The organism is Sulfidibacter corallicola, from assembly GCF_017498545.1.
In the GTDB taxonomy this organism is placed as follows: domain Bacteria; phylum Acidobacteriota; class Holophagae; order Acanthopleuribacterales; family Acanthopleuribacteraceae; genus Sulfidibacter; species Sulfidibacter corallicola.
In genome coordinates this window covers 11,015,707-11,039,571 of the sequence record NZ_CP071793.1, presented here as the reverse complement: position 1 = coordinate 11,039,571, position 23,865 = coordinate 11,015,707, and the positions used below count along the sequence as shown (strand labels likewise).

General features: G+C 60.3%; 11 protein-coding genes. 5 read left to right on the top strand and 6 right to left on the bottom strand.

All coding sequences use genetic code 11. The annotated features are described in order from the left end of the window. Nucleotides 1-49 precede the first annotated feature (49 nt). Entirely contained in the window at nt 50-721 is a 672-nt protein-coding gene (locus J3U87_RS32655; protein WP_237380017.1) for a hypothetical protein, read from the bottom strand. Nucleotides 722-1,148: 427 nt separating this feature from the next. Between J3U87_RS32655 and J3U87_RS32650 the strand changes: the two genes are divergently transcribed. Both J3U87_RS32650 and J3U87_RS32645 read left to right on the top strand, forming a co-directional pair. After that, nucleotides 1,149-3,944: a cyclic nucleotide-binding and patatin-like phospholipase domain-containing protein gene (locus tag J3U87_RS32650; RefSeq protein WP_337249546.1), complete on the top strand. Its 2,796-nt coding sequence runs from the start codon at nt 1,149-1,151 to the stop codon at nt 3,942-3,944. A gap of 243 nt (nt 3,945-4,187) precedes the next feature. Continuing rightward, nucleotides 4,188-7,139: a hypothetical protein gene (locus tag J3U87_RS32645; protein ID WP_237380014.1), complete on the top strand. Its 2,952-nt coding sequence runs from the start codon at nt 4,188-4,190 to the stop codon at nt 7,137-7,139. 26 nt (nt 7,140-7,165) lie between these two features. On the opposite strand, the gene J3U87_RS32640 is transcribed toward J3U87_RS32645, so the two are convergent. Then, nucleotides 7,166-8,233: an NAD(P)/FAD-dependent oxidoreductase gene (locus J3U87_RS32640; protein WP_237380012.1), complete on the bottom strand. Its 1,068-nt coding sequence runs from the start codon at nt 8,231-8,233 to the stop codon at nt 7,166-7,168. A 556-nt stretch (nt 8,234-8,789) separates the two neighbouring features. Between J3U87_RS32640 and J3U87_RS32635 the strand changes: the two genes are divergently transcribed. After that, nucleotides 8,790-9,491, top strand: a complete 702-nt coding sequence (locus tag J3U87_RS32635) for a rhomboid family intramembrane serine protease (protein ID WP_237380010.1) — start codon at nt 8,790-8,792, stop codon at nt 9,489-9,491. 10 nt (nt 9,492-9,501) lie between these two features. On the opposite strand, the gene J3U87_RS32630 is transcribed toward J3U87_RS32635, so the two are convergent. The 4 genes from J3U87_RS32630 to J3U87_RS32615 all read right to left on the bottom strand — a co-directional run bounded on the left by J3U87_RS32630 (nt 9,502) and on the right by J3U87_RS32615 (nt 21,255). Then, on the bottom strand, nt 9,502-12,831 hold the full coding sequence (locus J3U87_RS32630) for a sensor histidine kinase (protein WP_237380008.1): 3,330 nt from the start codon (nt 12,829-12,831) through the stop codon (nt 9,502-9,504). Nucleotides 12,832-13,409: 578 nt separating this feature from the next. Beyond that, complete coding sequence (locus tag J3U87_RS32625; RefSeq protein WP_237380006.1) at nt 13,410-14,735, bottom strand: transporter; 1,326 nt, start codon at nt 14,733-14,735, stop codon at nt 13,410-13,412. Nucleotides 14,736-14,786: 51 nt separating this feature from the next. Further along, entirely contained in the window at nt 14,787-17,414 is a 2,628-nt protein-coding gene (locus J3U87_RS32620) for a serine/threonine-protein kinase (RefSeq protein ID WP_237380004.1), read from the bottom strand. A 403-nt stretch (nt 17,415-17,817) separates the two neighbouring features. Beyond that, nucleotides 17,818-21,255, bottom strand: a complete 3,438-nt coding sequence (locus J3U87_RS32615; protein ID WP_237380002.1) for a sensor histidine kinase — start codon at nt 21,253-21,255, stop codon at nt 17,818-17,820. A gap of 458 nt (nt 21,256-21,713) precedes the next feature. Here J3U87_RS32615 and J3U87_RS32610 point away from each other — a divergent pair, with 458 nt between their 5' ends. Then, nucleotides 21,714-22,880, top strand: coding sequence for a hemolysin family protein (locus J3U87_RS32610; RefSeq protein ID WP_237380000.1), 1,167 nt, complete (start codon nt 21,714-21,716; stop codon nt 22,878-22,880). A 101-nt stretch (nt 22,881-22,981) separates the two neighbouring features. Further along, complete coding sequence (locus tag J3U87_RS32605; RefSeq protein WP_237379998.1) at nt 22,982-23,629, top strand: response regulator; 648 nt, start codon at nt 22,982-22,984, stop codon at nt 23,627-23,629. The last annotated feature ends 236 nt before the right edge of the window (nt 23,630-23,865 follow it).

The window sequence follows — 23,865 nt, the reverse complement described above, 5'->3', positions numbered from 1 at the left end:
AACGCGATTCGGCCGTGACTTCCCGCGAGGGGCGCGGTCGGATCTTTCCTCATTCCTGGGCTCGGGCGCGGGAGATGTTCAGGACCAGGCTGGCGAGGCCGCAGATCAGGGCCACCAGGCCGGCGGTACCGAGCGTGGGCACCGACGGACCGACCAGGCCGATGTGTACCGGGGGATCGAGCGTCTCGAAACCGGGGCGAGTGGCGTCGTGCCCGGTCCCCGCCGGCGCCGGCAGGGGCGTTCCATCCGGCAGCGCCGCTTCGAGCCGCGCTTTGTGGCGAAACTCGGTTTGCGCGGATTCGCGCGTGACCGTCACGGTGATGCGAATCGTCCCCTCGGCCCGCGGGTCCAAGCGATCTCGGCCGCGCAGCAGTCGCGTATCGTCGCGACCGTCGAAACTCGGATTGACGGTGAAGTCGGCGCTCTCCGGAACGTGATCGGCCAGGACGGAGGCGCCGGGAAAATCCAATCCCAGGTCCGCATGGACCTGTAGGTTCTGTAGGGAGATGGATCCGCGGTTGCGAACGGCGTAGGTCAAGGTGACCAAAAAGGTATCGGGACCAATCTGAGAGATGTTGGCCTCTTGGACGAGCCGAGGAAGGGTTTCGGGAGAAGGCGTGTCGGGTAGGGCCGAAAGGGCGGTGGGTACCAACAGGAACAGCCAAACGAGCGCCCGTGGGACAAACCGATGGCGGGCACCTGGCCAATGCCGGAATAACATGAAGTGCTCCGTGACCACGTCGAGGGCAATGCCGGGACGCAACATAAATTGTAGGCAGGGAGAATCTCGGACATCTTAGCAGAGGGGTTCCGGTTTGGTAAGCGCCAAGGGTGGAAAATTTCGGTCCAGACAAAATGTAGTGGGGTAAATCCCGTGATCTCTGGTTTTTGCACGAGGTCCGGCACCAAACCACCGGCGCATCCACAAGGCCGGAGGTGATCCCTCCTACTTTTTCCGTTTTCCGCTTCCGCCGAGCTCCGGAACGGACGCGTGACCATCGATTGTGGTAGGATTGGTTCGATCCATCTCGGTTAGAAAAACCGTCATCAATTTGATTTTCGAACCGGTCTTTCTTGCTGCGTTTTTTCACCTTTTTCGTGTACGAACCACGAGGTGCCCTGCGTGAACGACTGGAAAAGGAACATTTGTGAATTCGACGGCAGATCGTCTTGACTTTCTTCGCGATCAAGTCCCCCTGTTTGCCTCTCTTTCCGATCGTGATCTGACTGCACTGGATGCTCACTTTCAACCCCGGTTTGTGCCCGCTGGCCAAAAGTTGCTCAAACAGGGTGAGGTAGGGCGCGAGGTGTTTGTCGTCTGGTGTGGTTTGTTCGAGGTGCTGCGCGAGGAGCAGCCGGGCAGATCCAAACGGGTCGGCTGGTCCGCTCGTGGTGATTTGATCGGCGAGGGGGCCGTGTTTACCGATCGACCCCGCTCCGCCGACGTGATCGCGCGTCGCGACTCGTTGGTCCTGGCCGTCGGGGCCGAGGCCTTTCAGGCGAGTTTCGCGCTGGATTGGCCCCGCATCCGCCAAATCATGGGTTTTATTTTGGAGCGTGCCGCCCGTCGGGAGGCGCGTCCGGGGCCCATCGTGATCGCCGCCAACTGCGCCAACCACGCCGGATTACAGGATTTGGTCTACAACGCACTCCAACACGCGCTGTTCGAGCGCGCCGAGGGGGAACTGCTGGAGATTTCCGATTTCGCCACGGCGTTCGACCCCGAGGTGCTGAATCGTCCGCTGACCGATCCGGTTTGGCGGGATGTGGCGGATTGGTTCGAAAACCAACAGGAACGGCTGCGCTACGTGTGGATGCTGAACGATCTGGAGCAGGAGGGCTGGAACAAGCTGGTACAGCGCAACGCCGATCTGGTGGTCATGTTCAATTCACCCGATCGCGATCCGACACCTGTCGCGCGGGAAGACAAGATCTTCACCACGCGATTGCGCCGGCCCGCCGAACTGGTTCTGGTCAATCCGCACGAGAGCCTGACCAGTGTGGATCGCGAAGCCTGGTCGATCCCGCGCAATATCGGTCGCGTCCACATCCTTTCGGCGCCCCACCACATCCAGGCGGGCCGCCTGATCGATCAATTGGTCAACAACCTGGTCTGGCCGGAGCGGCTGTCCGAGTTTTCCGTGTTCGATGGACTTCAACCGGAAGATCGTGCCCTGATTTACGAGGACATTCGGTGGGTCAACGTGGATGGCGGCGAGACCCTGGTGGAACAGGGCGAGCCGGCGGGCCACGTGTACCTGATCAGTACGGGCCGATTCCAGGTGACCGAGGTCCACCAAGGCGAAACGGCGGAAACGCGGTTCCTGGGTCCGGGCGATTCCTTCGGCGCCACGGACATCCTGTCCGACGGCAAATACCAGGGAACCGTGCGCGCCCTGCGCGACGGAAGCGTGGCGCGCATCCGCGCCAACCGTTTTCTGGAGCTGGCCGAACTGTTGCCGTCACTGACCCGCAACCTGGCCCGGTTGGTCGCCGGCCACGGGCGTCAGGGGCCCGAACGACGGCGGTACCACGTCACCAACATCGCCCTGTTCCCGATCAGTCGCGGCGTCGATGTGGGCCCGCTGGCCGAGCGCTTGGCGATGGCCGCCCGACCCTTCGGACCCTCGAAACACCTCGAGGCGGCAAGTATCGAGGGCTACCTGGGCGCCGGCATGTCCGCCATCGGTCGCGGAGAGGCCGGGGACAGTAACCTGCTCGAATATTTCCACCGGTTGGAAGCCAACCACACCACCATCGTGTATGCCTGCGATTCGAATGTGACCCCCTGGACGCTGCGCTGCCTGCGTCAGGCCGATCGGCTGGTGCTCGTGGCCTCTCCCGAAGACGACCCGGCCGTCGGCGAGAAGGAGCGGCGTCTGCTGCAAGACGTGCAGTCCAACAGTCACGCGCCCTGTCACCTGGCGCTGATGCATCCCGCCGAAGCGCTGGAAGGGCAAAACACCGCGGCCTGGCTCGACTCACGCGCCTACCTCGCGGGTTATCACCATTTGCGGCGCGGCAATCAGAAGGACCTGGCCGCCTTGGCCCGCAAGCTCACCAACCGCGCCATCGGTGTCGCCTTCAGCGGCGCGCCCTCCCGCGTCTTGTCGCACTTGGGAGTCTACCGCGCCATGGCCGAGCTCAACATGCCCATCGATGTGTTGGCCGGCAGCAGTTCCGGCACCGTGGCCGCGGCCATGCTCGCCACCGGGGTGACCCCCGGCGATGCGCTCAACTCCGGCCTCGAGCTCAACCATTCGCTACCGAATACCCGCTCGTTCCAGCCGCATTTGCTTTCCCTGACGTCCGGTGACGCCCTGGCCAACGCCTATCGCCGCCTGTTCGGCGACCGCCGAATCGAAGACCAGTTTCGCCACTGCGTCTTCACCGCCGTCGATATCAACCGTCATCGATTGGTGCGGCTCCAGACTGGTCCCATCTGGTTACTCGTTCGCGCCAGTTGTGCCTTGCCGGCGGTCTGGCCGCCCGTGTGGTTGGGCGACGATCTGCTGGTGGACGGCGGATCCGTCACCTACCTGCCGTTGGATGAAATTCTGGAGGCCTGCGCCGAGGGCCTCGCCGTCGCCTCCGATCCCGACAGCGAATTCGGCCTCGATCGCGAGGCGTTCCCCGATTTCTCCCGCTACGGCCACCACGTTTCCGGTTGGCGCATCCTCGCCCATCACCTGAATCCCTTCAAACGCCGCCAGCGCTACCCGATGATATCCGACGTCCTGTTCCACACCTTGTGTTTCCCCGGCCCGCAACAGCAGAACCGGCTGCGTCAATTGGCACGCGACCCGGCAGTCTACTTCCTGAGACCCGATCTCGGCCGCGAGAACCTGTTCCAGGTCAGCAACGAAACCGCTCGATCCATGGAGGGCAAGGGTCACCAGGCTGCACTCCAGGCGCTGGGCGAAGCTCCGCGTTTTTGGGAGTGAGGTTCGGAGTCCGTCCCGTGCGGAAACTTCCCCTCGATTCGGCGAATTCCCGTGCTTCCAGCGGTTGGGTGAATCTGTCATAATGCGCCTATTCACCTTGTGATGAACGAATTGCTTTTTTCGCGCCGTTTTTAATTCGGGGTCGATTTCTTTTCGAAGCCTTCGCGAACGGGACCCTGGGTGCGTCCTTTTGGCGTGACGGGGCGACGACGATCGCCGTGGTGCGAGACCAGGAGGGGACCCATGACGAATGAAACCCAAGGCTTGACCGAAACCATCGATTTGTTTGACGGCCGTACGATTTCGGTGGCGGTGAACCCCAGTTTGGCCACTTTGGTTCAACCGGTTCCCCCGGATGGAGGCCCGCTCGCTTCGGCGACGGTCAACACCGGTGATCAACGGTTCGAGGTTCTCGGCACCGCGCTCGAGACCGGGCTTCAGTTGGACTGGACCACCCTGGTGTCGTCCACGCTCACGCCTGCCGACATCTATTTGGATGACACCATGGCCCCATTCGAGAAGACACCCCTTCTCGCGAGCCTGTCCCTGGATTTCAAGGGCGACCTGAGTGCGGGCCTGTCCGTCCCCGTGGCCCAAGGGCTGGGCTCGATTTCGGCCAGCGCCAAAGCCGATGGGCTCCTGCATTACAGCCTGTATCGCCCGGTGACCGGCACGCCCACGGGGCTGGAGGTCCTCGTGGATCTGTTGCGCACGGCCCGTCTTCCGCAATTGGTGAAGCCCGACCAGTTCTTGAGAGAGCAGGTCGCCCATCAGGGCGTGTTTCGCTTCGAAGTCGATCTGGGCCTCAAGGCCGAGGCCGGCAAATCGTTTTCTTTCGAGCGCAAGGTTTTGGAAAAGCTGTTCGAGAACACGGCGTTACAGGTGGACGCCACGGCCAGTTTGAGTGCCGCGATAGGCGGATCCCTTTTCGAACGATTCCAAATTGCCGTGGGCAACATCGGCGTCGCGAATTTGCCGGGTCCGGGCTGGGTGCGCTTGCACCTGACTCGCGAGAACAAGCACGGTTTTACTTTCGGACTGAAAATCGCCCTTCAATCTCAATACAACCTGGGCAGTGTGGGCATCCAGATTCTCGAACAGGTCTTGGCGTGGCAGCCCGTGGCGCGGGTGTTCGATGCGTTGCAGCGATTCAACCAGGAGATCGATCCAGTCGCCCAGGGCAATTGGCAAGCCATTGTCGACAAGTTGGGTGTCGAGGCTGCCGACGAGTTGGAAACCTGGCTCGGTATTCCCGAACTCCTTCAATCTCAATCGGTTCAGGAAGTACTAGGCTTCACCCGCCGCATCGTGGAGACTTATCGGGGTTTGGATGCCCGGGTTCGCGATCTGTGGCAGGACGTGCTGTTCAAGGCCGATTTACAACAGGGCTCCAAGGTTCGCGAGGGGCTTCAGGCGATTGCGGCATTGAAGGACCAATCGGCCGCCCAGGTGGTCACCGAGATCACGCGCGAGCATTTTGCACCCCAGGTCCAGTTGCTGGAAGCGCTGTCGGGGGTCAGCCTCGACGAGTTGTTGACCGGCCTCGGGGAGAAGCCCATCACAGCGGTGCAACGCGCGGCGGTGCTCGCCGAGCAGTCGTTGACCTTCCTGCAATCCTTCCCCGATCAGGTACTGAATCGCTGGCAGACACTGGCGGAAAAGAGCGGACTGAATTCGGTGATCGCGTTCTTGGAGCAGAACGCCACCAGTACCGAAGCCCTGAATTCGGCGATCGACGACAAGTTGCGCGCATTGATCACGCGAATTCTGGGAAAGGCGTTCGATCAAATCGATCAGGACGATTTGAAACGACTGCAGGGATTTGCTTCGCGTCTCCAAGGTTATCTGAACCAGGTGCTCGACCTCGACCAGACGCTGAGCGCCAAGCTCCAGAAACTGAATGGCGACCTGGGCTTTTCGGCCGGTTTCGAATACGGTCGGGCGGTGCAGGAGAACGACCTGTTGATCATGGACTTCGATGCCCGGAACCACCGCATGCGCACCAATTTCCGCCATTTGCGCGACGGCGATCTGGTCGAGTTCCTCGCGGGATTGGGCGATGCCACGGTCGACCCCGACTCCGGTGATCTGCCGGCCCAGCCCTATCGCCTGATTCAGTGTGCCCTGGTCTCCAGTCGAACCTGGACGAGTTCGTTCAGTTGGGTGTTGACCCGACTGGGCAGTATTTTGGGTGAGAACGCGGTGTCGTACCGGCGCTTTCAGGAATCGGTGCGCAAGTTGGGAAGCGAGGGGCCCGAGCCGCGAACGGGCGATTACACCGGTTCGTTGTTGATTCGGATCAGCGGCAAGAACAAAGAGGAGTGGGCCGCGACCGCCGGGCTCCAGGCGCATGCCGCCGGAAGCGGCACCGATGTGACGGCGGCCTACGACAAGGTCGATTGGTCACTCTCGTTGACTTCCACGATCACCCGTTCCCTGGCGCAAAACGAGGTCGCTCCGCTGCGGCGATTGCTGACCAACTTCGGCCTGAAGGTCGCACCGGATCTGTCGTCGGTTTTGGCGGGAGACGGTACGGAGCCACGGGTCAAGGTCGGCATTCGATTGACCTACGACGTTACCGTGGTGAAGGCCTTCATGGACTGGGCTTCATCGGCGGAACCCCAACTCTGGCGGCAACTGTACCTGGCGGCCGGCGAAGCCTGGTACGGCGACGCCCTGGTGGATGAAACCATCTTTTCCAGGTTTCCGGCCTCCACCGTTTTGCCCGGAGTGGTGGCGTCCGCCGGATACCAGGACCTGTTGCCGATCCGTTCGGTACAGGAGGTGCCCACGCGGTTGACGGTCTCTTTCGAGGACCGCGAGTTTTTCCTTTCGACCCGGGCCTTCAACGGCACCTTGATCGACCTGGGCCTTCGCAGTGCTCGTGGCCCGAAGGTCCTCGCTCAATTCGGCGAGGCCTGGCAATCGCTTCCGGCAAAGCCGCTGCCGTCGCAGCTCTACGCCGCGATGGCGCAATTCTCGGATGCCGCCAAAAAGGCCGCGCCCATCGGGTGGCCCGAGCCGTTGTTTCTCCATCACTTGATTTTGATCGTCTTGGCCCGGCGCGACGATTTACGTCTCTCCGACCACATGCGCGGTGTCGCGGCGCTGCGCGTACAGCGCGGGGAAAGCTGGTCCGACCCGGTGTACTACCAGTCTCCGGGCCTAGGTGAAACGGAATCGGCGGATTCCTGAAACGGAGCCAGGGCCGGGCGTGTGCATCACCAGGGACGGAGTAGGGGAATCGCGTGTTTCAGGCCCAGGTGCCAGGGGCGGTGGCGGCCGTCGAAGATCGCCAGGATGCGGTTGAAGGCGTGGGGTGCCAGAGCCAGTTGACGCAACATCACGTTGGTGCGCACGCCGCCTCCACTGAAGAACAGTACCAAGTTGGTGAAGTCGGCGATCGAGCGGCGAATGGGTGCCATCGCCCGGTAGTAGCCCGCCGGGTCCTCCGCATAGCGCGTCGCCAATTTCGCGCACATCAGCGAAAAGGACATGCCCGCGCCGCTGATCGGGTCGAAGGTGTGTAAGGCGTCGCCAAGCAGGTGGACCTTGGGCATGGGACCTCGGTAGGTGGCGACAATCGAGCCGCGGGTCTGCCAATCCAGCCAGGTCGAGCCGGCCAGCTCGGGAAAGGCTTCGGCGAACCAGGAAGCGCACCAGGGCTGCAGGTCGGCGCCCATGACGGGAATGCGGTTGCGGCGCAGTAGCAGGGCCACCGAAAGGGAGCCTGTTCCGGTTGGGGTCAGGTACACTTCGCCGAACGGGAAAAACCGGACCGTGACCTTGTCCGGCGGAGGAGCGACCAGCCGGAATCGGGCCCCGAGGCGGTTGCCGATGCAGACTTCACGGCCGGTGGGTGCACTCCACAGCGAGAAGACGCCGTCGGCCGCAAACACGCGATCCGCATCGATGGGGTCTTGCGGTTGAATCTTGTGGCCTTCCAACAATTCGAAACGGTCGTATTCGTGGCAGGCCTGGCGCAGCATGCGGTCCAAGGTGCCGCGATCGATGCCGATGCCGCGCGCACCGTTTCGGAAGGTGCCTTCGACGCTGCGATCGCGATAGCGGTAGCGAATGCCGTCGAAGCTGCCGCCCGCTTTTTTCACCGCTTCCAGTAGCCCGAGCTCGTCGAGGAGGGTGGTCCCGAAGGGCAGCAAGCCTTCGCCGCAAACCTTGTCGATGGGGCCCTTCTGTTTCTCGGCGACCGTCACCTGGTGCCCGTCGCGGAGGAGGCGGAGTGCGAGACTGAGTCCCGCGATTCCCGCGCCGACGATCAAGTAATTCATGGTCGTAACTGCTCCCGAACGCTGAGGTGGTTCTCGTGAGAGGTTCTCTCGAGAGACCCTGTTCGTCGTTGGAAATGGAAGACCGCGATCAAATCCTGGTATTCTGCCATGAAATCGTGGACAGCTACCAAGAACCTTTTCGCCGGCTCGAGAAAATGGCAGGCTGTGGCTGTAGGATGGTGATTCGAATTTGCGTCGCCCCGGTTCGACCCGCCTTTCGCCCTAAAAATCGAAGTCGTACCCGGTGTTCATCCAGAAACAGCGGTTTTTTGTAAATGCCCGCGGGAATCGGTCGGACCCTCAATCGGAAATGGTACCCGTACTGGCTGATGTGATTTGCTTATGTGTCTTGAAATAAGCAAGTTGATTGAATTCAACGATTGGGTGTCGATACCGAGTTCATCCTGGCGAAAAAACCTGGCTGTTCCGATCTTTCCGTTTCCGGATGGGCACATACTAGGTGCCGTCCTCACATTTGCGGTAACATTCCCAATCGGCGGATTTCTCACCTGTATGACGTAAGTAGTCTCAGATCCCGAGGAATCCAGGAGGTCACGTGGCCGAGAAGATAACTTACCTGAAACGCAAGCAATGGGATGAGAGCTTCGAGGAGCCTGCCGTTCCCGAATGGGTGACGCGCCCCCTGTTGGTGGTCCCCGTCATTCTGGTGTTGAACATCGCCATCTTTCTGGGTTGGACCCTGTTCACGGGAACCGAAGCCAACGAGCGTTTCTTTGTCGAGAATTTCTTGGTCAGCAACGCCCACCTCCGTGCCGGTTACTATTGGACGGTGCTGACTTCGGTCTTTTCCCACAACATGGCATTCCACTTGTTGTTCAACATGATGGTTCTCCTGAGTTTCGGCAGTTGGTTGGAGCGCTTCCTCGGCAAGGGACGGTTCCTGATTCTCTACCTCGGCGCGGGCATGTTTTCTTCCCTGATGCACTGCGTGACCACTTGGCTGTTGATCGCGCGCGGTGACGTCCCCGCATTGGGGGCATCGGGCGCCTTGGCCGCCCTGCTGTTGGTGTTCGCCGCCATTTGGCCCCGAGAGAAAATCGTCCTGTTCGGGCTGATCCCGCTTCCGGCCGCGGTGGGGGTCGGCGCCTTCGTCGTCCTGGACTTGTGGGGCCTGTTCGCCCAGAGTCAGGGCGGTGGCCTACCCATTGGTCACGGCGCACACTTGGGGGGAACCCTTTTCGGCGCAGTCTATTACTTCACCCGAATTCGTCCGCGCCTCAAACGGCTTCGCACGTAGCGAGGGGTCCTCAATCCTTGGGGAGGGTGACGATTACCTTGGTGCCCATGTTCTTACCGGGGCTTTGGATGATCAGCTCGCCGCCCATCTCGCGCATCGCGTTGACCGACTCGTGGAGCCCGAAGCCGTGGCGCTCGGTCTTGGTGGTCCAACCGGCGTTGAACACCCTGTCCAGGTGATCCGGATCGATGCCGCAGCCGTTGTCCTCCACCGTGATCTGGTAACAGCCCTCGATGCGCTCCTCCACCGCGAAACGCATGCGCTTGATCGAGACGTCGCGGACCTCCAACGCGTCCAGGCTGTTTTTGATGATTTGCGTCAGGACGTGCAGCACTTTGATTTTGGGCACCCGAACGCGGGGGCGGACATCGAAGTTTTTGTGGATTTCCACGCCCATGTTGCCGATGCGCGAAGATTCCAAGCGCAGGGCATCCTCGATCAAGCCCGTGATCTGTACTTCCTGGTGATAGAGCGGCGTCATGGCGTACTGGTGTTGCACCGAAATAGTGTCCTTCATGTGCTCGACCCGGTCCACCAGGCGCATCGCCCCTCGCTCGATCGACCCGCGCTGCATCTCGAACAGATTGGCGAATTCGGAAAGTTCGCGGCGTGAGTTCTCCAGGATCTCGGTCTCGCGATCGCCGGGCTCGGCGTTGCCGATGGCTGATTTCACGGCCTCGTTGGCTGCGCTCATGCGGGTCAGCGATACGCCGTTCATGTCGTGGCGAATTTCCTTGACCACGTTTTTCACGTCTTCGAGCTGGTCCTTGATCTGGCGCAACACGCCCGTGGCAATTTCGAAAATACCCGCCTGGTGTGCGGTCTCCAGCAATTTCATCTTGGCCTGTTCCAACTCGAAGGTCTTGTGTTCCACCAGGTCCTGGAGCTGGTCGTTGCGGCGCCGCATCGACAGGATCCAGCGGCGTTGGGCGAACCAGGCCAGACCGCCCACGGTGGCCGTGACCAGCCCCAAAAACCACATGGTACGCCAGAAAGGTGGCGTGACACGGATCAGCACTTCCAGGCCTTCCTCGTTCCATTTCCCGTGGTTGTTGGCCGCTTTGACCTTGAAGCGATAGGTGCCTCCGGCCAAATTGCTGTAGCTGGCGAAGTTCCGATCGCCGCTGAAGATCCAATCGCTGTCGAAGCCGTCCAGCTTGTAGGCGTAGCGGTTCTTGCGTGGGGCGCTGAAATCCAGGGCCGAGAATTCGAAGGAGAGCATGTTCTGCTTGTGGCTCAGTTCGAATTGGTCCAGGTAGCTCACATCGAGCGGTGAGGTGAGGTTGCGGTCGAAGATCTTGACCGTGGTCAGCACGATCGGTGGCGGGAATTCGTTGTATTTGATGTTGATGGGGTTGAACACGTTGACCCCGTTGATGCCGCCGAAGTAGATGTAGCCGTCGTCGGCACGCAGGCCCGCGGCGCGAAAGAAATCGTTGCTCTGCAAGCCGTCCGATACGTCGAAATGGCGCGTGTTGAGATCGTCGCCGCTGGGTTCGAAGCGAAAAATGCCGATGTTGGTGCTCAGCCACAGCTCGCCCATCGGGCCCGACAGAATGCAGTAGATGGTGGCGGGAGGCAGGCCGTTTTGCGCGCCGATATTGAAAAACGCCTGGTTTTGGGGGTTGTATCGATTCAAACCGCTGTTGGTGCCGAACCACAGCGTGCCCTCGTTGTCTTCGTGAATGGCGTTGACCACATCGGCATTGATGGAACTGGGATCGCGTAAATCGTGGCGAAACCGTTGGAAATCACCGGTGCCCGGGTTGTAGCGGGCTGCCCCGGCACCGTCGGTACCAAGCCAGATCGTGCCGTCGCCGGCCTCGAATATTTCGATCACCGCCATCTGTCGTCTGCCGAGCTGGTCGGCATCCGGATAGGTCAGGCGCTCGAAACTGTCGGTCGCCAGATCGTACCGCTCAAGCCCCGCACGGGTGCCGACCCAAAGCGTGCCGCCGCGATCGGTGTGCAGGCGCAGAACCACGTCGTTGCCCAGGCTGCCGGGTTTTTCGGAATCGTGGCGGTAGTTCGCGAAGCGACCTTCACCCTCGTAGCGGTTCAGGCCGCCGCTGTAGGTCCCGGCCCAGACCCGGTCCAGCTTGTCACTGGCGAGGCTGAGCACCTGGTTTTCCGAGATACTGTCGGGGTTCTCGGGATCGTGTTCGAAGAAATCGATACGGCCGGGACCGCTGCGGTGGCGAAGCAACCCGTATTGGGTGCCGACCCAGAGGTTTCCTTCCCGATCCATATGTAGTGCCTGGATTTCCTTGGCCTCTTTTCCTCGCGATTGAAAATCGATTTTTCGGATTTTTGCCGCTTTCAGGTCCAACTTGCTGAGGCCCGATCCGAAGGTGCCGACCCACAGGATCCGGGCCCGATCCACGTAGAGCGAAATGATGTTGTTGCCGCTGATCGAATGGGAAATGTTGGGATCGCGGACGAATCGCTGAAACTGTTGGGAGCGGGCGTCGAAATGATGCAGCCCTCCGTCCTTGGTGCCGATCCAGAGCCCGGTTTCCGAATCGCTGAGCAGGGTGTTGATCCAGTCGTCACTCAGTGCGGTGGGGTCTTGGGGGCGCGCCGTGTAGCGGTTCATTTGGCCGGTGTCGGGGTTGAGGCTGTGCAGGCCGCGACTGGTGCCGATCCAGATGAGTCCCTGTGCGTCCTGGGCGAGGGCTCGCACGTTGGGGTGGTTGAGGCTGTTGGGGTCGCGGGGATCGTGGGTCCAGCGTTCGAATTGGTCGGTTTCGGCGTCGTATCGGGCCAGCCCGTTGAAGGTGCCGATCCACAGCCGACCGCGACGGTCGATGATCAGGTCGCGGACTTCGTTGTGATTGAGGCTGCGATCCTGGCCGGGCTGATGTTGATAGCGCCTGAAGACTCCCGGCTGATCCAGGTCCATGCGATTCAGCCCGTTGCGCGAACCGATCCAAAGCGTGTTTTCGTCGCGAACCAGGCTGACCAGATAATCGTAGGCGAGCGAACTGACGTCCGTGGGGCGATAGTGATACTGTGTGACGATCCGCGTGCGGAGATCGAAATGGTTCAGGCCGTGTCCGGTGGCCAACCAGATGTCCTCGTTGCGGCCGAGGCACATCGCCCGGATCTGGTTGTCGGAAAGGGAAGTGGTACTGCCCGGCTCGTGCTTGTAGATTAAAAATTCGTAGCCGTCGTAGCGGTTGAGGCCTTCCGAGGTGGCGATCCAGAGGAATCCCTGTTTGTCCTGGAGGATGTCCCAGACCGTACTTTGGGACAGGCCCTCGTCGGAACCCAAGTGCGAAAAGTAGGGGACTTTTTCCAGATCCAGAGACAGCAAATAAATCAACATCAACATGTGCATGAATAGATGCTCCGCGGGATTCGCACCACTGCGAACAGTGAGAGAGACGTGAGGACGGCTCGGTACCGCGATTACCGTGGGAATCTCTCAGTGACTCGACATCCGATTGTAATGTGAACGGCGCAGTACCCAACATCATACCAGCTCTCGCCGCGCATGATGACAAAAGAGACTCTGGTGATATGGGAATAAACGGGATCTTTGGGGGAAACGGCGCATCGACCACGGCATTCGGCCAACTCGAGAAATGAGCGGAGTTGCCTTGAAATCGGGCCTTTGTCGAAACTGGCGGCGATCTGGATTTTGACGGTCGCCACGGCCACGGAACGCGCAGCCCTTCGGGCCCGAAATGGTCGGGCCCCGAATTTCGGGACACACCACGAACGCCGCCGAATGAGATCGGTCTGCCAAACTCCCGGCGATCGGTTTGGAAATCCGTGCCGAAGGGCCTGTTCAAAAACCCTCCCGGGAGCGCGAGACGAGGCACCGGGAAGCGGAGAGGCCGGCTGGGTCTCTCCGCCTACCGGCGTGCAATCATGTGATGGATTGGGATACGTTGCCTACCGGGTTACTCCTGATCAGAAGGTGTACCCGACGCCGGCGGTGCCGACCACGTCCGAGCGCAGGCCGCCGTCGTTGAGCGGCAACAGGACGTTGGCGATCAGAACGAGGCGATCGCTGGGAGCGAAACGCACCCCGATCGAGCCGCTCAGCGTATTGTCGTTGTCGCGCTCGGGGATGTTGGAAAGCTCGACGATGCGGGTGTTGATGGCGTCACCCGAGCGATCGGTGATGGTGACCGTACCGGGCAGCAACTCGATGGTTTCCTTGTCATTGAGGTCGTACTCGCCGAGGACTTCCATCGTCCAGGCCAAGCCACCGCCGACCTCGTAGTTGAATCCCGCGAGGTATTCGAACTCGTCGCTGTCCAAATCCGCCGGACGCCGTTCGAAACTGAGGTTCAGGTGCCAACTGAAGGACTCGCGTTCTCCGGAGAAAATCTGGCTGAGGCGGATCTCGTTCTCGCCGGTGCCGAGGTAGTCGTCATCGTCACCGGTGGCCAGGCGGTATTCCAGGATGAATCCGAGGCCGAACCGATCGTTTCTGAAGGCGTTGTACTTGAAGCGAATGGTCGCGTCGCCGATGCCCGCGGCGGAGTCGGAATAGGGTACCGCGGTTTGAAGGACCGGGCGGGTGGCGTCGTCGCCGAAGTGGTGGTTGGCTTCGCCCAGGGCCGCGATCGTGAAACTGTTGACCGAGGCTACCGCCGTGCCGGTCAAGGATACGTCGATTACCGGAACCCCGATGGTGACGTCGACCCGGTCGGTGATGCCGTAGGTCGCATAGAAATTGTAGATGGTGGCGTCCACATCGATGCCCATGGTGACGTCGATGGTGTCGCTTTCGTTGGGGTTCTCACCCAGGGTGCCGTCGCCGGTGACGTCCACGTGGGGGAAGGTGAAGCGCATGTCCTCGGTGTCCAGCCCACGAAACTTGTCGAGGCTCAAATGGCTGGCGTTCATGCCCAGGTTGAAGACGCCCTTGCCCTGAGTGGTGGCCATTTCACCGAAGATCGGGCCTTCGGCCTGGCGGATCTTCTGGGGCGCGCCGCCTTCGAAGCTGAAGGTCACCCCGACCGAGGTGGCGCTGTTGGGGAACGAGGACACGTTGCTGGCGATCAGGCTGTTGAGGGATGGCGTGAGCTGGCTGGCGGCCAACATGGCGGCTTCCCGATAGTGGTTGCCGTGGGCGCCGGGGCTGAGCTGAAGTCGGTTGACCAGAATCTCGTTGAATACCGAATCGAAGGTGTTGTTCAACTGGGCATGGACCGGTAAGTTGGTCATCGATACCAGAAGGAAAGACAGAAACCCGAAATGGGTTACCGAGCGGAATGAACGATTCATGAATGGACTCCTCTAGGATAGGGATCAGGTTGTCGTCGTCGCCGGCACGCGTCAACGAACGCGCCGCCATTGATCGTTGTTTTTCTTCAGGGTGTAGTTGAACGGAAACTCGCGGCGTTCCTGTTTGCGGCTGCTCTTGTTGAAATAGATCAGCCGTAGCTGGAGTTTGACGTCGGCTTCGTTGCCGTTGAGGTCCACCTTGCGATCCAGTATTTCCAGTTCGATCTTCTCGGCCGACTGAAAAAAGGCGGACCAGTTGTCGCGTTCCTGTTTGCTGAAGTTCATGTGCTTGACCAGGGCGCCCACGTCGCGACTGACGAAAAGGTCGCGATAGGTGTCGATGAAGCGATCGATGTGCTGGTTGTCGCGGTCTTCGTCGTTGGTGGCGACGGGTTGAGAGGGAGGAGCGCTGTCAACGGCAGGTTCTATCGCGGTGGTGGCGGCCTGTTGGAACAGGATGGAGGCTTCGCGATAGGCGCCTGTCGCGGTCGAGTAATCCAAGGCCTGTTCGGCTTCGGCGGCGGCCCGGGCACGGGCCATGGCTCTTTTGAACGTGTCCAGACCGCGCTGTTCGGGACGCGTCATTTCGCGAGCCTGGTTCATGGCCAGTCGCGCGTCATCGGCCTGCTGCTTCAGCAGCAACTCCATTTCGGTGGCCGCTTCGGCATACTTGGTCAGGGCCCCGCTCAAGGCGGTCTTGGCGCGATCGTATTCGCCGCGCACGGCGGCATCCAGGCCGCGTTGTTCCAGGGCCATCGCATCGCGCCAGGCTCTCAAGCGATCGCGTTGGCTGGCGTCGCCGATGACTTCGGCCTTGGCGGCCGCCACGCGATCCGAGAGGCTGTCGACTTCCTGGGAGGCCTTGCGGCGGTTGGCATCTGCAGCCCGACCGGCCTGGCGATAGTGATTGAGGGCATTCGTCAACATATCTTTGGCCGCGCGGAAATCGCTCGGGTCCTGGCCGGCGGCGCGTTTGAGACCCTGGTTCTCCGCTTCTAGTCCATTGGCGAAGGATTCGGTGCGCGAAGCTCCTTCGATGGATCGGGCCCGTTTTTTCTGGGATTCCACCCGGGCAATCAAATCGTCCAATTCGCGACGCAGTTTCGCGACGGCCGGATCCTCCACCGGCGTAGGCGAATCCTGGGTCGGTGTTGCGCTGTTCGCGGCGGTCGACTCGGGTGTCGCGGCGTCTCTCCCGGGCGGATTTGCGGCATTCTGAGAGGGCGGTTCGTTGCCCGCACCCTCGTCGGCGGTGTCCTCCGGATTGCCGGACGGCGGTTGGGTCTGTGGACCGGGAGCGGGTGGGATGTCTTGCGAAGCATTGGAGGACGTATCTTGGATCGGTGGTTTGCTCCCCGCTTCCGGTGAGCTCTCATCCTTGTTCAACATGAAGAACAGGCCCACCGCGGCGCCGACCAACACGCCACCGCCCACCAGCACTTTGGCCACCAGGCTACCGGTGGACGTCATGTTGGTTTGGGTGCTCGAGACGCGCGAAGTCAGAGCCGCCAGTTTGGTTTGCAGCGCTTCCAGGTTTCGCTGGGCATCCTGGTTGTGGGGCTCCTTTTCCAAGACCTGTTGGTAGATGTCGAGAGCTTTCTCGAAATCGTTGCGGGCGAAGAAGCTGTCCGCCTCCAGCAACATTTCCCGCACTTCCTCGTGAACGGCGCTTTTGGCGTCGAGCGAGTCCAGTTCTTCCCGCGCCTGTTGGTGGCTGGGATCCAGCTCGAGGGCGTACTCGTACACCTGACGGGCCTTGTCGAAGCGATGCGAATCGGCCAACTCGCGTCCCCGCGCCACGACCGTCTGCACCGAGCGACCCTTCAAATCTTCCAGGTACATCTTGTCGGTGATTCGGTTGGACACCATCAGCGCCCGCACGTCGTGAAGGGCGTTGATGATGTCGCGGCAACTCTGGTAGCGCTCCGAGACGTTTTTCTTCAGGCAATTGTTGATGATCGCCTGGAGTTGGTCGGTGAATTCCCGGTCACCCTCCGGCAAGTCCAGCTTGTGCGGGTTGTAGAGCAGAATTTGGTAGGCCAGCGTCGTGGTCGAGTCGCCGGTGAACGGCTTCTTGTAACAGAGCAGTTCGTAAAACACCACGCCGAAGGAGAAGACGTCGGAGCGGGGATCCAGCTTCTTGCCGGTGATTTGCTCGGGGGACATGTAGGCTGGCGTGCCCATCACCATACCGGTTTCGGTCAAGTCGCTGGAAGCGGGCCGCGCGATGCCGAAATCCATGATTTTGACGTGGTTACCCTCGACGATGCGAATGTTGTCGGGTTTGATGTCGCGGTGGGTGATGTCGCGCTCGTGGGCGAAACTGAGACCTTCCAACATTTCCAGGGCGATGTCGATCTTTTGGAGAAGCGTCAGCGGCTCTTCACGCTGGATCATGGTCTTGAGATCGAATCCGGTGAGGTACTCAAGGACGATGTAGGGCTTGCCCTTGTATTCACCCACGTCGTAGACCACGGTGATATTGGGGTGCGAAAGCCCACCGGCCCATTTCGCTTCGCGAAAGAATCGCTCCTTGAGCTCCGCGTCGTCGCTCACCTCGTCTTTGATGATCTTGAGGGCGACGGTTCGACCGATCACCGTATCCTCGGCCTGATAGACGGTACCCATACCGCCCTTGCCCAGTTCTTTGATGATTCGGTACTTTCCTATTTGATTCATGCAGGTCTCTTTAAACAACTTGTTTGATAGAGGGATCGAGTTCGGAGAGCGGAGTCGTGAAATGTGAAATGGTTTTTGCAACAATAATAATGCACGTCCGCTCCCGTGCGAAGGTCGGTTTTCCTTTTTTCGTCCCGAAAAGGCATCTCGCGGGCCTTGAAATTCGCGGGTCCCTCGACCGCGATATCGCCGGCCTGCGGCCTCGGATCTCCGTGAATCGCAATCATGCCGGTAGCGAGCTGGTATGCCCGGCCGAACATGCCCACTATTCTAGGAGAGAACGACCGCTTCGCACGGAAAAAAAACGTGGCGGCGTTCTTGAACGAACCGGAATCCGCCCCCCGGGCGTTTTTTGGAGGCGGGGGCGATTTGGCGGCCGATTGAATAAGTGTTTCCAAAGTCGTCAGTTCTCCGAAAGGTGATTGGGAAAGCTCTGGTGGCCCTTGCGGCTCACACTTTTGGACATGATCGGCACTTTGAGAAAGAAGGTCGTGCCGCGGTTCTGTCCTTCGCTTTCGGCGCGAATGTCACCGCCCATTTCCCGCATCGTGGCACGACACGAATGCAACCCGAACCCGTGCCCGTCGGCTTTGGTCGTGAAGCCGAATTCGAACAACTTGGCCTGGTTTTCGGGTGAAATGCCACAGCCGTTGTCTTTGATGAGGATCATGTTGAACTCCGCGTCGAGCGGGGTTACCTGGACCTCGAGGCGACGTCCCTCCGCATTGGGGGGCCGCGCGGTCAGCGCATCGGCGGCATTCTTGATGAGGTTGGTCACCACGTGAACCAGCTTGACCGTTTCCAGGTTGCAGGGGGGCTGGGTCTGGTACTTGCGAATGACCTCGATGTTGCGCTTCTTCAGCGACGGCTCCTGCAGCGAGAGCGCGTTGTCGATCAATTCGGTGAGGTGCACCTGTTCCTTGCGATCGAAGCTGCTGACGTAGCTTTGTTCCATGGAAACCGCCTGGGCCATCAGGGCGATCTTGTCCAGCAGCATTTCGGTTTCCTTGTCGATGGACTCGTTCTCCCGGTGGAACTGGCGTTCCACTTTTTTCAGGAACTCGGGAATCAGGCGACCCTTGGGATCCGATTGAAGGTAGCTGGAGAGGTTGCCCTTGTGATCGGCCATCATGTTGTTCACCGCGCGGAACTGTTCCAGCTTGGAGCGCTGGATGATGGCCCGCAGTTCGGCGGCCGAAGTGGACACGGTCGTGAGAATGTTGCCGATGTTGTGCAACACGCCGGTGGTCATCTCGGCGATGCCGGCCTTGCGAACTTCCTCGGCCAGGCGTTGGTGGGCGCCGCGAATGGCGTCGGTCTGGCGGTCGGCGGTCAGGGTCAAGTTGCGCTGGTTGCGTTTGATGTCGCGCATGCGGTACTGGTGTCCCCCCACCAAAAATGCCAGCACCATCAGGCCCAGGATCAACAGGAAGCTCTCGCGTCGCCAGAATGGCGGCATGATGCGCACGCCGATGACCACGCCCTCCTCGTTCCAGACACCATCGTTGTTCGAGGCCTTGACCCGAAAACGGTAATCGCCGCCATTGAGATTGGTGTAGGAGGCGTAACGCCGCCCGGAGCTGTAGTTCCATTGCTCGTCGAAGCCCTCGAGCATGTAGGCATAGCGATTCTTGGCCGGAGCGGTGAAGTCCAGTGCCGAAAACTCGAAGGAGAAGAAGTTTTCCGAGGCGGGAATCACCAATCTGCCGTTGGTGTCCAGGCGCTCGGTCAGGGGCAACTCCAGACCGAAAATGCGAAAGCTGGTGATGGCGACGTTGGGGATGTGGGGATTGATCAACATCTCGCGCGGGAAAAAGCTGTTGTAGCCCTTGACTCCGCCGATGAAGAGCTCGCCCGACGGCGCCCGGAAGACGCTGTTCGGCAGGAATTCCTTGCCTTGCAGGCCGTCCAATTGGTCGTAGACCACCACGTTCTCGGGGGGCGTGAAGCGAAACAAACCGGCATTCGTGGTAATCCACAACTCTCCCGGGCGACCCTCTTGGATACCGTTGATCCAAAGGTTGTTCAAGCCCCCCTGGTACACGGTCTCGAAGTGCTCGGTCCAGGGATCGAAGCGTGCCAGGCCGTTGTTGGTTCCCACCCACACCTGGCCCTCGCTGTCTTGCAGCACCGCCGAAACGGAGTCGTGTTTGATGGATTTGGGGTCGTTGGGATCGTGACGGTAGCGGCGGAACTCGCCGGTACTGGGCACGAATTTGCAAAAGCCGCCGTTGGTGCCGACCCACAGCAGGCCTTCCGGTCCTGGCCGGATGGTGGAGATGCGGGTTTCCTTGGAGAAGATCCCGCCGTCGGGAAAAGGCCAATCCACGATGCGGTTGCGCTGGGCGTCGTAGGTGTGCAGTCCCGTACGGGTGCCGATCCACAGCAACCCGCCAGGATCGGTGTAAAGAGCGTTGACGACGCCGTTGGGAAGGCTGCCCAGGCGGCCGGGACGGGCCCGGAAGTGGGTGAAATCGTCCGTTTCGGGCCGATAGCGGTTGAGACCGCCGTCGTAGGTACCTACCCAGACGGTGCCGTCGGCGAAGCCCTCGATGCTCAACACGGAATTGGTGCTCAGCGAACGCGGGTTCCCCGGATCGTGGTGGTAGTGCGAGATTTGGCCCGTTCCGCGGTTGAATCGAATCAAACCGTCCAGGTTGCCCAGCCACAGGTTGTCCTCCCGATCGAGGTACATGGCGGCCACGCTTTCCTTGGTCTGGTCCTTCGTCTGTTGAACCCGGAAGCAGCGGAACTTTTGGTTTTTCAGGTCCAACCTCAGCAGGCCGGCCTTGTAGGTGCCGATCCACAGCAGGCCGCTGGGTGTCAGCCGCAGGGAGACGATGTTGTTGCTGGGCAGGCTGCCCTGGTTGGGATCGCTGGAGAAGAACTCGGCCTGACGGGATTTGGGTTGGATGAGGCTGATGCCTCCGGAACGGGTCCCCACCCACAATCGACCGGCCTCGTCGCCGGCAAGAACGTTGATCCAGTTGTCGCGGATCAGGGGGCGGTCGGTGTCTCGGGCACTGAAATTGGTGATGACTCCGGCCGCGTCCAGGCGATCGAGCCCATTGGAGGTGCCGACCCAGAGGTGACCGTCCGGCGTCGCGTGGAGGGCCCGCACTTCGGGGTGGCTCAGGCCCGCGGTGTCCTCCGTGCGCACCGGGAACCGAACGCCGGTACCTCTGGCGGGATCGTAGTGGACCAATCCTTGATCGCCGCCGACGAAGAGGGTGCCGTCCTTGCGCGGCCATAACGCGCGAACCCGGGCTTCCACCAGAGTGTCGCGCAGTAGGTCCGCATGGGAATCGGCGATGAGCGGATCGCGGAACGCCAATTCGCGGGTGTCGAAATAGCTCAGGCCGCTGTCCGTGCCGATCCAAAGCCCTCCGTCGTTGGCCTGTACCAACGTGCTGATGAAATCGCGATGGCTGTGATGGGGGTCGACCGGGTTGTGGCGAAAGCGACGGCAGGTTCCGGTCAAGGTGTCGAACAGGGCCAAACCCGCGGAAGTCCCGATCCAGAGCTGGTTCTGGCCTGCCGGCAGCAGGACCCGAATGAAATTGTCGGGCAGGGAATCTTCGCCCACCTCGCGACGGTAGACCTTGAATCCGTAGCCATCGAAACGATTCAGGCCGCTGGAGGACCCAACCCATAGAAACCCGGTTTGATCGAGGACCGTGGTCCAAACGGTTCCGTGTGACAGTCCCTGCTCGGTGGTCATGACCTCGAGCGGAAAGACTTCGATCTGTGCGGACAGGGGGATCCAACCAGTCAACGCGCAGGTGATCGCGGCCCAAAAGGCGACGATCGGACGGTTTGAGCGAAAAGCGCCGAACGGCACGGCGTCCTCCCCCACGATCGAGGTTGATTTACGGCGATGGCGCCGCATCGGCACACACGAAAACATCGCCCGGGCCCGTCGGCCCGGCGAAGCCGTCCTTCGTGACGCCAAGTATTGCAATCATAAGATGATGCCCGGCCTATCATAGCATTCCGGCTCGGCTTTGTGTGGGTGATCGACGTGTGGGTGAATGCGGGAGGCTGGGGTCGGCCCGCTCGTGATCCCGCCCGTTCCACGGGTGCGAGAGACGCTTGGTAACATCGTGACAAATTTGAGGATACCAGAGGGCTCCGATTCCCGTATGGAGGAGAGATGTCCTTCTGCGTTCTTTTTCCTTTCGTGACTGGCCAGACACTTTCTTGGACACGTTCACGCCAGTGAGTTTGTTATGATGGAAACATTGACCGTGGTATGTGCGATCGGGTTTCCTTCAGCATTCCTTGGGAGGTTTTCGTTCCTTGTCCGTTTTGATTGTTGCCATCGTGGTGGTTTTGATTTCCTCTGCGCTCTGCTCCGGTTCCGAAGCTGCCCTGTTCTCGATTCCGGTGACCCGAGTCCGCCACCTCGCTCAAAGCCAAAAGCCCGCTGCCATCGCTCTTTTGCGTATCCAAGAGAACATGAGCCGACCCATCGGCACCATCGTCATTCTCAACAATATCGCCAACATCGTCGGATCCGCGGCGGTCACCGCCATCGCCTTCGATCTATGGGGGGACCTGGGGCGCAGCATCCTTTCCGGCGTTTTGACGTTTCTGGTGATTCTCTTTTCCGAGATCATTCCCAAAACCTTGGGCGAACTCTACTGCGTGCGCATCTCCCTTTGGGTGGCGCGTCCGGTTCTCTTTTTGTCCTACCTCTTTGCCCCGATTCTCTGGTTGCTGGAACACCTGACCCAATGGATGACACCTTCCAATCCCCGACTCACCACCAACGAAGCCGAGATTCGCCTTTTGGCCAATATCGGTCAGCGCGAAGGGGTGATCGAGAAGGATGAATCGGAAATGATTCAACGGGTGTTCGAACTCAACGACAAGACCGCCCAAGACCTGATGACGCCGCGTGTCGCGATTACCTACCTGAAGGGAAGCGAGACCCTGGATTCTGTCCGGGAGCCGATTCTGAATTCGCCCCATTCGCGCATCATCGTGGTCGAGAGTGTGCCGGACGACATCACCGGGATCGTCTACAAGACCGAGCTGTTGAGCGGCATGGTCGAAGGGCGCTCCGACGAGCCCATCGCCAATTTCCAGCATCGGGTGCGTTTCGTTCCCGAGCAGATGCCGGCCGATCGCCTGCTGACCCTGTTTCAAAGTTCCCGGCAACACCTTGCCGTGGTGGTCGACGAGTTCGCCGGGGTGTCCGGAGTGGTGACGCTCGAGGACGTGCTGGAAGTCCTGACCGGTGAGATCGTCGACGAAACCGATTTGATTCCCGACCTCCAGGAACACGCCCGGCGCGATCTTCAAAATTTTCATTTGAACCAGTTGAACGCCGTCGATGCCCGTAAGGACACTCCAGAAGAATCGGATTCGGAGGTGTGCCTCCGTCAATCTTCCGAAGGGGAGCCGCCGTTGCGGGAACACGCCGAGGGAACGGATTCGCCATCGGAACAGCCCGCGGACTGATCGAGTCCGAGACACTGTGGGAACGGGGTCTCGGCTTTTCGCTTCACATGACGGTTCGGGTTCGCTGAGTGCCGCGCCACGTCGATCGGTAGAGGAACGCTATGAATACCAAGACTTTGATAGTTGCCATGGTTGAGGACGACGAAGAAATTCGCGAGAACTTGCTTGACTATTTCGAGCTGGTGGAAGACATCGATTGTGTGTTGGCAGTCGATTCCATGGAGGTTTGGAATTGGGAAAGCCGCAACCTGGCCCAGCCGGACGTGGTGCTCATGGATATCGGGTTGCCAGGGATGAACGGTATTCAGGGAACCCGGTTGTTGAAGGAACGCCATCCGGACATCGACGTGGTGATGTTGACGGTGTCGGAAGATCCCGAATCGATTTTCGAGGCGTTGTGTGCGGGTGCGAGCGGCTATTTGTTGAAGTCCACGCCCTTCGATCAGATCCGGTCGTTGTTGCTGACCATTCGTGACGGTGGCGCCCCCATGTCGCCTCGCATCGCGCTGAAGGTGGTCCAGCATTTTCACCCCAAGCGGACCCCGATCGAGAAGCCGAAATCGGTCCTGACCGGGCGCGAAAAGGAAGTGGCCCTGGCCTTGGTGGATGGGCTCAGTTACAAGCAGGTGGCCGAGCGGCTTCACATTTCGATCGGAACCGTCTATACCCACATCAAGAACATCTACAAAAAACTGCATATCAATTCCAAAGCCGAGTTGATCAAGAAGAGCTACAAGGGCGAGCTGTAACCATCGAAGTGTTCGAGCCGGGCTTCGCGTGTCCAGGCATCGGGCGAATCCTATGTCGGGTGGGGTGAGGACGGTCACGCTTTTTTCTGGACGACATTTTTCGTGGCGGATTTGTTCCGGTCGTCGCGTGCTCCCTTTCGAGATCGGGTGACGGGTTCGCTCGGGACGCCCTCCGTCCCGAAGGCAACCTCACCACCATTGGTTGTCTGGTCTAACCGATGGTGCGATCTCGATTC